At 71.0% G+C, this 214-nt stretch carries 1 protein-coding gene; it reads left to right on the top strand.

What is annotated here, in order from left to right; translation table 11 throughout:
- On the top strand, positions 1-214 hold a 214-nt coding region (locus tag ACLF6P_RS30165; protein WP_415954618.1), incomplete at both ends, for a hypothetical protein.

Here is a 214-nt window from a genome sequence, read left to right on the forward strand (position 1 = left end):
GTGAGGCGGTGCGTTTCGCGGACGGCATCGGACACCTGGAATCCCAGGGCGTCACCACCTACCTCGAACTCGGCCCGGGCGGAGTCCTCTCCGCCATGGCGCAGGCCTCTGTCACCGACGCGGTGTTCGTCCCGGCGCTCCGCAAGGACCGCCCGGAGGCGGACGCGGTCGTCACGGCCCTCGCTGAACTCCACACCCACGGCACCCAGGTCGA

Origin of the sequence: Streptomyces lothianensis (assembly GCF_047779955.1) — a bacterium.
In the GTDB taxonomy this organism is placed as follows: domain Bacteria; phylum Actinomycetota; class Actinomycetes; order Streptomycetales; family Streptomycetaceae; genus Streptomyces.